The 11019-nt window shown below is 28.3% G+C and carries 9 protein-coding genes; 3 read left to right on the top strand and 6 right to left on the bottom strand.

Translation table 11 applies throughout. The annotated features are described in order from the left end of the window. Window positions 1-474: GerAB/ArcD/ProY family transporter (locus FGQ49_RS06825; protein ID WP_171020627.1), on the top strand; the 474-nt coding region annotated here is incomplete at its 5' end. An 8-nt stretch (window positions 475-482) separates the two neighbouring features. On the opposite strand, the gene FGQ49_RS06820 is transcribed toward FGQ49_RS06825, so the two are convergent. Beyond that, the gene (locus FGQ49_RS06820; RefSeq protein WP_138269119.1) at window positions 483-1202 is read right to left on the bottom strand and encodes a 16S rRNA (uracil(1498)-N(3))-methyltransferase; all 720 of its coding nucleotides are present in this window, start codon (window positions 1200-1202) and stop codon (window positions 483-485) included. Window positions 1203-1372: 170 nt separating this feature from the next. Between FGQ49_RS06820 and sigG the strand changes: the two genes are divergently transcribed. Continuing rightward, complete coding sequence (gene sigG / locus FGQ49_RS06815; protein ID WP_138269118.1) at window positions 1373-2143, top strand: RNA polymerase sporulation sigma factor SigG; 771 nt, start codon at window positions 1373-1375, stop codon at window positions 2141-2143. A gap of 130 nt (window positions 2144-2273) precedes the next feature. Beyond that, complete coding sequence (locus FGQ49_RS06810; protein ID WP_138269117.1) at window positions 2274-2888, top strand: class I SAM-dependent methyltransferase; 615 nt, start codon at window positions 2274-2276, stop codon at window positions 2886-2888. 18 nt (window positions 2889-2906) lie between these two features. Here the strand turns inward: FGQ49_RS06810 and FGQ49_RS06805 are convergent, their stop codons facing one another. Genes FGQ49_RS06805 through miaB form a run of 5 tightly spaced genes read right to left on the bottom strand, consistent with a single transcriptional unit; the run spans window position 2907 to window position 11019 of the window. Continuing rightward, the gene (locus FGQ49_RS06805; protein WP_138269116.1) at window positions 2907-4172 is read right to left on the bottom strand and encodes an aminotransferase class I/II-fold pyridoxal phosphate-dependent enzyme; all 1266 of its coding nucleotides are present in this window, start codon (window positions 4170-4172) and stop codon (window positions 2907-2909) included. After that, window positions 4165-5091 (bottom strand): tRNA (adenosine(37)-N6)-dimethylallyltransferase MiaA, encoded by a 927-nt coding sequence (miaA, locus tag FGQ49_RS06800; RefSeq protein ID WP_138269115.1) that lies wholly within the window; start codon window positions 5089-5091, stop codon window positions 4165-4167. The genes FGQ49_RS06805 and miaA overlap by 8 nt, the downstream gene beginning before the upstream one ends. A gap of 2 nt (window positions 5092-5093) precedes the next feature. Next, the gene (gene mutL / locus FGQ49_RS06795; protein WP_138269114.1) at window positions 5094-7010 is read right to left on the bottom strand and encodes a DNA mismatch repair endonuclease MutL; all 1917 of its coding nucleotides are present in this window, start codon (window positions 7008-7010) and stop codon (window positions 5094-5096) included. Between the two features lie 2 nt (window positions 7011-7012). Next, complete coding sequence (gene mutS, locus FGQ49_RS06790) at window positions 7013-9688, bottom strand: DNA mismatch repair protein MutS (protein ID WP_138269113.1); 2676 nt, start codon at window positions 9686-9688, stop codon at window positions 7013-7015. A 17-nt stretch (window positions 9689-9705) separates the two neighbouring features. Beyond that, a complete protein-coding gene (miaB, locus tag FGQ49_RS06785) occupies window positions 9706-11019 on the bottom strand; it encodes a tRNA (N6-isopentenyl adenosine(37)-C2)-methylthiotransferase MiaB (protein ID WP_138269112.1) in 1314 nt (437 codons plus the stop codon).

The following is an 11019-nucleotide window of genomic DNA, read 5'->3' as shown; positions in this document are numbered from 1 at the left end:
ATAAATAACATTAACAAATTTGAAAATACAAAAAAAACATATATTATAGGCATAACCGTAAGTTATGTAATTATTTTTTTAACATATTTAACAAATGTATTATTAATAGGTTTTCCGTTAATTTTAGAAGTTCCATTCCCTAATTTCATTACCATGGGAGTTTCAAGCATTGGAAATTATATTACAAGAATGGAAATAGTAGTTGGATTTAATTTTTTTATAACAACTCTTATTAAAATTTCTATATATACATTTGTATCCTTACTTGGAATAAAGAAAATATTTAATTTAAAAAGTATAAAAAATATAAGATTATTTTATTCTATGTTAGTATTTTTTATAATCACTTTGTTACCTCAAACAACTGATAAAATTATTGTTGTTTTTAGTAATTTTAAATACTTTTTCATCTTTATTTCATTTGTACTGCCTATACTAATTTTAATAAAACGAGCAACAAAAAAAGCCTTATAGAAAGGCTTTTACATATTATCCGTAAGTAACATAAGAGCTGAAAGAGCAGCGATAGGAGCCGTTTCACATCTTAAAATTCTTTTTCCAAGTCCCATTAAAATAATATCATTTTTAGATGCATATTCAGCTTCAGATGCATCAAAACCTCCTTCGCTTCCCACAATAAAAGATATTGATTTTATATCTTTATAATTAAATTCCTTTAGATTCTTCCCTCCATTTTCATAAAACATTATTGCCATATCACTTTTTTTCATTTGCTCTATTGCTTCTTTAAAAGAAAGCATTTCTTTAACTAATGGAACTATTCCCCTGCCGCTTTGTTTTGAAGCAGATAAAGAAATTTTGTTATATCTTTCAATTTTCTTTTTCATAGATTTTTTATCAGGTCTTGAAATACATCTATTTGTCATTACAGGAACTATTTCGCTAACTCCAAGTTCAACAGCTTTTTGAACAATCATTTCAAATTTATCTGATTTTGGCATTGCTTGATATAATGTTATTTTTACGCTTGGTTCCGTATCATTTTCTTTTTTAGATATTATTTTTGCAACAACATTTTCTCCTTCATAATTTAATATACATTCATAATCATACCCATTCTTATCACAAATGGTTATACTATCCCCTTCCATCATTCTAAGGGATTTTTTTATATGTTTGCTATCTTCTTTATCTAAATAAAAAGTATCGTTTTCCTTATCAATACAAAAAAATCTTGGCATATTTTTCTCCTTTATAAAAGTATTAATATTATACTACAAACTTAAATTAATTAAAAGCTAAGAAAATTCCATTCCATTATCTTCCTTATAAATTTTTAGTGTATTGGAATAACTTTCTTATCTAAGGTAAAAATTTTAATATACAAATTTTCATACAAAGGAGAAACCAAGTGATAAGAAAAGTTGAAATATGCGGTATAAATACATCATCATTACCCAATTTATCAAATAAAGAAATTGAAGATATGTTACTTAGAATAAAGAATGGTGAAGAAGATTTAAAAAACGAATTTATAAGATGCAACTTAAGGCTTGTTTTAAGTGTTGTTCAGCGTTTTTCAAACCGTAATGAAAATATGGATGATTTATTCCAAGTAGGATGTATAGGACTTATTAAAGCAATAGATAATTTTGATACAAAATTTAATGTAAAGTTCAGTACCTATGCCGTTCCTATGATTATCGGGGAGGTTAGAAGATACCTTAGAGATAACGGAAGTATCAGAGTAAGCCGTTCATTAAAAGACACTGCATATAAAGCACTAAAAATCAAAGAACTAAATAAAGATAAAAATATATCAAACAAAGAAATTGCAAAAAGTCTTGGAATAAAGGAAAAAGATCTAAACTTTGCCCTTGATTCGATAGTAGAACCATGCTCTTTATATGATAAAATGTATAACGATAATGGGGACAGTATATACCTTCTTGACCAAGTAGGAGACAAAAAAAATATAGAAGAAAATTGGACAGAAAATTTATCTTTAAAAGAAGCCGTTGACAAATTAAAAGGAAGAGAAAAAGAAATAATATTAAAAAGATACTATATGGGAAAAACTCAAATAGAAGTTGCCAATGAAATCGGAATAAGTCAAGCACAAGTTTCCAGACTTGAAAAAAATGGTCTTAATAAAATAAAAAATGAAATATCTTTTAATTAAAATAATTATAAAAATTTATTATATTTAAATAAATTCATATAAGTTAATAAAAAGTTAATAAATAAATTCTAACAAGTTAGTTGAAGCTAACTTGTTTTTATGTTATTCTAAATAAAAAAGGAGTTTTGTTTTGAAAGATATTGAAGAATTATCAAGAACACATTTTAATAAACAAGCAAAGGATTATGATAAGAAAAACACAATATATTATTCAAAAGAAGGAAAAATAAGCTGTAATAGTGTATCGGCATATTTAAATAATTTAAAATACGATAATATATTAGATGTAGGATGTGGAACAGGTTTTTTATTTGAAAATTTAAAAACAGGACAAAATTATTTTGGCATAGATATTTCTGAAAATATGATTAAAGTAGCAAAAAGTAAAAATATTCCAAATACATATTTTTCTGTTGGAACATCTAATAAACTAGATTTTAAAGATGAATTTTTCCATATAGTAACATGTATACAAAGTTTCCATCACTACCCATATCAAGAAGAAGCAATGAAAGAAGCTTACAGAGTTTTAAAAAAAGGAGGACTATATATTTTATCTGATACCGGAGTAGGAGGAATTCCTGCGTTTATTGATAATCACTTTATTTTTCCTTTCTTAAAAAGCGGAGATTATAAGACAACCAACAAAAAAGGAATTGAAAAAATGATGATAAAATGCGGATTTACAATTATAGAGAGTAAAAAAGAAAAAGGATTTATTTATACGGTTATTGCAAAAAAATAATATGATTAAAAAATCATATTATTTTTTATCGTCAATTTTTAAAATTTCATCCAAAGCTTTTATTGTTCCTATTTTTGAATGTTCATATGTAAGTCCGCCTTGCTGATAAACAATATACGGCTCCTTCATTGGCGCATCAGCACTAAGTTCAATTGAAGAACCTTCAATGAAGTTTCCTGCTGCCATAATAACCTGATCATCATATCCGGGCATATCCCAAGGCTCAGGAGTAACATAAGAATCTACAGGAGCAGCACTTTGTATACCTGCACAGTATGCACAAACTTTTTCACTGTTTCCAAGAACAACAGCTTGTATTATATCGCTTCTTTCATCATCTACTCCAGGGAATACTCTATACCCTATGCTTTCAAAAACTTTTGCAGCAAGTATTGCACCTTTTATTGCTCCGCTTGTAACTTTACTAGCAATAAAAAGTCCTTGTAAATATGAACGAATTACTCCAAGATTTGCACCTACTTCAAGAGCTATTCCCGGAGATGTAAGCCTAGCGGCAACTTTCTTTATATTTTTTTCACTTCCTACAATATATCCTCCGACAGATACAAGTCCACCACCAGGGTTTTTTATAAGTGAACCTGCAATCATATCTGCCCCTACGTTTAAAGGTTCTTGTTTTTCTAAAAATTCACCATAACAGTTATCTACAAGAATAATAACATCTTTTTTTATTCCCTTAACAAATTCACAAGCTTCTTTAATTTTTCTAATTGAAAGAGCTTTTGTATCTTTATATCCGCTGGAACGTTGTATAAATACTGCTTTTACTTTATCATTTAATTTTTCTTTTATTTTTTCATAATCAATTGAACCATCTTCTAAAAGCTCAACTTTATCATAATCAACGTTATAATCCTTTAGAGAGCCTAAATCTTCTCCATTATCATTTATACCAATTGTAGACCTTATTGTATCATAAGGGTCTCCTGTAATGCTTAAAAGAGTATCTCCTGGTCTTAAAACACCATAAAGCATAAGACTTATTGCATGTGTCCCGCTTACTATTTGAGGTCGTACCAATGCAGCTTCCCCGCCAAAAACTTCGGCATATATTTTTTCGGTTATTTCTCTTCCTTCATCATCATAGCCATATCCTGTACTTTCATTAAAGTGACGAAGAGCTAACCTATATTTTTGCATTGCTGATAAAACCTTAAATTGATTATATTCACATATTTCATCAATTTCTTTAAACTTATATTCAACCTGCTTTTCTGCGTCTTTAACTATTTTTATTGCTTTCTCACTTGCAAATTCACTCATTTATACAACCCCTCATAAATTCTATTATTTCTTTATTATTTTTATATTCTTGTTTATCTATCCATATTATATCTTCATTTCTTCTAAACCATGTAAGCTGTCTTTTTGCAAAATGTCTTGTATCTCTTTTTATAATATAAATAGCTTCTTCAAGAGATATTTCATTTTTTAAATAACTTACAATCTCTTTGTATCCTAAAGCTCTCATGGAAGTTAAATTTTCATCATATCCCATATCAAGTAAAGATTTAACTTCTTTAATGAGTCCCTCTTTAACCATTTTATCTACTCTAAGGTCAATCCCATCATACAATTTTTGTCTATCATCATTTAAACAAAAATAATATGTATTATCAAACCTGTATTTTTTCTTTTTTACATTTAATTCAGATTTTTTCTTACCTGTATTTTTATATATTTCAAGAGCTCTTATAACACGTTTTAAATTATTTGGATGAATTTCTTTTGCACTTTCTTCATCAACTTCTAAAAGCATATTATAAATATATTCTTTTCCATTTTCATTTGCAAGGTTTTCAAGATAGTTTCTGTATTCATTATCAGAATCTTCTTTTTTAAATTCATAAGAATCGTAAATAAGCGCATCAACATAAAGACCGCTTCCTCCGACAATGATTACATCTTTGCCTTTATTTAAGATTTCATTTATATATTCTATCCCCTTTTCAACAAATACAGATACATTAAACTTTTCATCAGGATAAAACTCATCTACAAGATAATGTCTTATACCCTGCATTTCTTCTTTTGTAACTTTTGCCGAACCTATATCCATATATTTATACACCTGCACTGAATCCGCAGAAATAATCTCTGCATCTATATTCTTCGCTAAATCTATAGATAACCCACTTTTTCCAGAAGCCGTAGGTCCTGCGATAACAATAATTTTGTTCATATCTAAATCCTTTGAAACATTTTTTCAAAATATTTTTTCTTTATTTTAGAAATTGTCGGTCTTGAGTGTGGGCAAGAAAAAGGATTATCACTTTTCTTTAAATCATTTAAAAGTTTTCTTGCTTCACTTTCAGATATATCATCATGCCCTCTAACGGCATGGTGACAAGCTGATTTAATTAATCTTTCATTTCTGTTTATATCATTTGATAAAACCGATGTATTTTTAAGTGTAGATAGAATATTTAATATTATTTCTTTTGTATCTTCAATAGATAACATTTCCGGAATTTCTCTTATTATCACATTACTGCCGGAAAAATCTTCTATTTCATATCCTAATTTTCTCAAACTTTCCAAATTATTAATACAAACATCTTTTAATGTAACCCCAAGCTCTAATACAAAAGGAGCAGCTAAAATTTGAGTTCTTACGTCCTCATTTTGATATTCCCTTAGATATTCATCATATAATACTCTTTCGTGACTTGCATGGGTATCCATTACAAATATAGTATCTCCACTTTCAAACATGGCATAAGCTTTAAAAGCTGTACCGATAAATTTCATATTTGAGATTTTATCAAAAATACTTTTATCAACAATATTTTCTTTATCAGAAATATTTGTATCTTTACTTATAACTTCTTTCCTCTTATTTTCTTCAAATAAAGGTTTTTCTTCAAAGTCAACAAAAGAAGGATATTTACTTTGTTCGTAAAACTCAGTAATATCTATGGTATTTTTTATCTCACCTTTTAAATTATTATCTTCTTTCTCTTGTTCATTATTCTTTATGCTGTAAAGTTTATTTTCTACTTCTTTTTCATCTACTACATATTCTTCTGCATTTTCAAAAGCAATTTGAGCATCAAGAGGATTTTCTTTTTTCTCTTTTCTTATTTTTGAATTCTCATTTAAATTTATAGATTCTCTAACTGCTTTTCTTATTCCCTCACAAATAAGCATTGTAATAAGGCTTTCATTTCTAAAAGAAATTGTAGTCTTTGAAGGATGCACATTTACATCGGTGAAATTATAAGGAAGATTAATATATAAAACATAAGAGATTCTTTTTGTAAAAAGCCCAAACTGTTCTCTGTAAATATTATTTATTGCTTTAGATAAAGAATCATTTTTTACATATCTGCCGTTTATTATAAAAATACTTTCTTCATTTTGTCTATCTAAATAATTAGGTGATAATGTAACTCCCTTTACAATTAAAGGCTCGTCTTCATAGTCTACATCTATCATTTTTGTTATAAAATCATAACCTAAAATTGTTGTAATAACATTTTTTATATCATTATCTCCTGTTGTAACAAAAACTTCCCTTCCGTCACTATACACGCTAAAAGCAATATTAGGATTTGCTATTGCAAGCTTTGAAATTATATCCAAAGAAGATGTCTTTTCTCCCTTAGCACTTTTCATATGTTTTTTTCTTGCGGGGGTATTATAAAATAAATCATCAACTTCTATTCTAGTTCCCGTATTAAGGGCAATGCTTGATACATTTTGAACTTTTCCGTTTATTATCATAGCCCTTGTCCCAATTTTTTCATCTTTAAATTTAGTTTTAATTTTAACTTTGCTTACAACGGAAATACTAAACAAAGCCTCTCCCCTAAATCCCAACGTATCAATACTTGAAAGTTTGTCTATATTATCAATTTTAGATGTTGCATTTTTACTAAAAGCCAAACTTAATTCATCCGCTTTTATTCCACATCCATTGTCGCTTACAAGAATTTTTGACTTTCCACCGTTTTCTATTTCTATTTTTATATGAGTTGAACCTGCATCTATTGAATTTTCTACAAGTTCCTTTATAACCGAAGCAGGAGAAACAACAACTTCTCCTGCCGATATTTTATTTACAAGCTCATTCGATAATTGTTTTATAATTTGTGCCACGACTAAATTTCCTCTTTTTCTAAAGATTGTTTAAGTTCGTAAATAAAATTCATAACTTCAATTGGACTCATACTCTCAATAGGTAAAGTCTTAATTTTATTTACTATTTTTTTATTTAATTCATAGCCTTCCATTAATTTATCATTATTCACATCAGCTCCAAGAACAAGCTGAGTAAACTTTTCACTTCCGTTATTTAAACTCTTATTTACATTATCTATTTTTGTTTTATAGGATTCTTCATTTTCTTCTAAAACATCAAGTATCTGTATACTTCTTTTTATTACTTCGTCAGGAAGTCCTGCAAGTTTTGCTACCTCAATACCATAACTTTTATCAATTCCGCCTCTTTCTATCTTTCTTAAGAAAATAATTTCATCACCATTACTTTCAAGCCTGATAGAATAATTTTTTACACCGCTTTTTTCACTTTCAAGTTCCGTTAATTCATGATAGTGAGTTGCAAATAGTGTCTTTGCTCCTATTTTTGACTTGTCAAGCAAATATTCTATTACAGCATGAGCAATACTTAGTCCATCAAATGTAGAGGTACCTCTTCCAACTTCATCAAGAATTACAAGTGAATTTTTTGTAGCATATTTTAAAATATTAGATACTTCACTCATTTCAACCATAAATGTACTTTGTCCGTTTGCAAGATCGTCACTTGCTCCTACTCTGGTAAACACTCTGTCAACGATACTTATGCTTGCGGACGATGCAGGTACAAAGGAACCCATTTGCGCCATAATAGATAAAAGTGCAACTTGTCTTATATATGTAGATTTTCCAGCCATATTTGCACCTGTTATAATAAGCATTCTATTATCTTCATTATCAAGCAATGTATCGTTATGAATGAAATTATCTATTCCTGTTATTTTTTCTACAACAGGATGTCTTCCTTCTTTTATTATTATACTTCCGTCTGTTGTTATTGTTGGTTTTATGTATCTATTTTTCTTTGCAACGACACTTAATGATAAAATAACATCAATAACGGCAATCATTTTTGCAGATTTTTGTATTCTCTTTATGTTTTCAAGAACCTTGTTTTTTATATCAACATAGACAGCATACTCTTTTTCTTTTAACTTTTCTTCAACACTAAGTAATTTTACTTCTATTTCTTTTAATTCTTCCGTAAAATATCTTTCAGAATTTGCCAAAGTCTGTTTACGTATAAAATAGTCAGGAACTAAATCTTTATAAGAAGAAGTAACTTCTAAGAAATAACCAAAAACCTTATTATATTTTATTTTAAGATTTTTTATACCTGTTTTTTCTTTTTCTTCTTTTTCAATGTTTGCAAGAATTCCTGCAGAATTTTCTTTTAAATTCTTAAGTTCGTCAATTTCTTCATTATATCCAAGTTTTACCAAACCACCATTTTTAAGGCTTACTTGGCAATCATCATCAATGGAATTATTTATTAAATCATAAATATCTCCAAGCTCATCTAAGTTATTATATATCTCTTTTACAAGTGTTGATTTTTCCATAAACTTTGAAAGAAGAATTCTTATTCTTGGTATTACACCTATTGATTCTTTCAAAGCTATCAAATCTCTTGCATTGGCAATATCAAGAGAAAGTCTTGATATTATTCTTTCTATGTCTTTAACATATTTTAAATTTGAGCTAATATCCTCAAGAATCATTACATCATCATAAAAAAGTTTTATTGCATCTTGTCTATTTATAATTCTATCCTTATCAAGAAGAGGTTCCAAAATCCACTTCTTCATTTCTCTTCCACCCATAGGAGTAATAGTTTCATCAAGAACGTCAAGAAGTGTATCTTTTTTATTATTTGTTCTTAAATTTTCTACTATTTCAAGATTTCTTTTTGTATTGTAATCAAGATGCATATATCCTTTATCTTCGTTTATTTTTATTTCATTTATATGCATTAATGATCTTTTTTGGGTTTCATCCAAATATTTTAAAAGAGCCCCGGCACTTCTTACTATTATTTCATTATTATCAAGACCTATTGAAGAAAGAGAATAAACATTAAACTGAGTTAGTATAAGCTCTTTTCCTTTATCAAAGAAGAAATAATTTAATGGATGAGGTTCAAGTTGAACTTTTGTTACACTTGAAATTTTCTTCTTTAAAGATAAATCTTCAAATAAAATAGTATTTACTATTATCTGAGCAGGATTTATTCTTGAAAGTAAAGATAATAACTCATTTTCTCTATTTTCACCGCTTAAATTAAGAACATTAAATTCTCCCGTTGTTATATCACAGTATGTAACACCAAATTCAAGCTTGTTATAATATATACACATAATATAATTATTTTCACTTGCCTTTAGCATTTTTCCTTCTGTAATTGTTCCCGGTGAAATAATCCTTTGAATCTCCCTTTTTACAAGTCCTTTTGCAGTTTTAGGGTCTTCTACTTGTTCGCATATAGCTACTTTATAACCTTTTTCAACCAATTTAGCAATATATGTATCTGCACTATGATAAGGAACTCCGCACATTGGGGCTTTTTCCTCTAATCCACAGTCTCTGCCTGTCAAAACAAGATCAAGTTCTTTGCTTGCAGTCTTTGCATCATCAAAAAACATTTCATAAAAATCACCGAGTCTATAAAAAAGTATAGTATCCGGTACTGTTTCATGTGTTTGCAAATATTGTCTCATCATTGGTGTCAATGAAGCCATAAAATTTTTCTCCTATTCTATAATTGTTCTCCACTTAAATGGAATGTTTTTACATCTGTTATTTTTACTTTAACTATATCCCCTGCTTTACCATTTCCGGTAAAGTTAACAAGTTTAAATGTATCAGTTCTACCTGTAAGCACCTTATCATTTGTTCTGCTTACTCCGTCAATTAATACATCAACGGTTTTATTTAAATATTTTTGATTTTGTTTAAATAATATTTCATCATGAAGTTTTACAAGTTTATCAAATCTTACCTTTACAACATCTTCGTCAACTTGTCCTTCCATTACAGCTGCTTTTGTACCTTCTCTTTTTGAATAAATAAAAGTAAAAGCAGTGTCAAACTCACATTCTTTATATACATCTAAAGTATCATTAAAGTCTTCTTCCGTTTCAGTTGGGAATCCAACAATAATATCTGTCGTAATTGCAATATCAGGAATTTCACTTCTTATTTTCTTAACAAGATTTATATATGTTTCTTTATCATAGTGTCTATTCATTAATTTAAGTATTCTACTTGAACCTGATTGCATTGGAAGATGAATGTGATTACATATCTTATCATTATTTTTTATTACTTCAATAAGTTCATCACTTAAATCTTTTGGATGAGAAGTCATAAATCTTACTCGCTCAATTCCCTCAACCTCACTTACTCTCTTTAAAAGTTCGGCAAATGAAATTCTATCTTCCAAATTTTTTCCATATGAATTAACATTTTGACCAAGCAAAGTAACTTCTTTTACTCCGTCTTTTGCAAGGTTTGTTACTTCACTTAGAATATTTTTATATTCTCTGCTTCTTTCTCTTCCTCTTGTATATGGAACTATACAATAAGTACAAAAGTTATTACAACCTTTCATTATACTTACAAAGGCTTTATGTTTAAACTGTCTGTGAACAGGAAGTCCTTCAGGAAGAGAATCACTGTCACTTAACACTTCAACAACAAGTTTTCTTTTTGCTTCGCATTCTTCAAGTAAAGAAGGAAGAGATGCAATATTATGTGTTCCAAAAACAATATCAACAAAAGAATATTTTTCTTTTATTTTCTTTACAATATGTTCTTCCTGCATCATGCATCCGCAAACGCCGATAATCAAATCTTTTTTTCTCTTTTTAAGCTTCTTAAAATTACCCAAATTTCCAAAGAAGCGGTTATTTGCATTTTCTCTTACACTACATGTATTCATGATAATAAGATTGGCATCTTCTTCTTTATCTGTTTGTATATATCCAAGATTATCAAGCATCCCGCTCATTTTTTCACTGTCGTTTTCATTCATTTGACATCCGTAAGTTATTATTAAATATTTTTTCAT

The organism is Anaerofustis stercorihominis, from assembly GCF_005844425.1.
Taxonomy (GTDB): Bacteria; Bacillota; Clostridia; order Eubacteriales; family Anaerofustaceae; genus Anaerofustis; species Anaerofustis butyriciformans.
The sequence above is the reverse complement of the archived record's forward strand: the minus strand, read 5'-3'. Positions and strand labels throughout refer to the sequence as shown.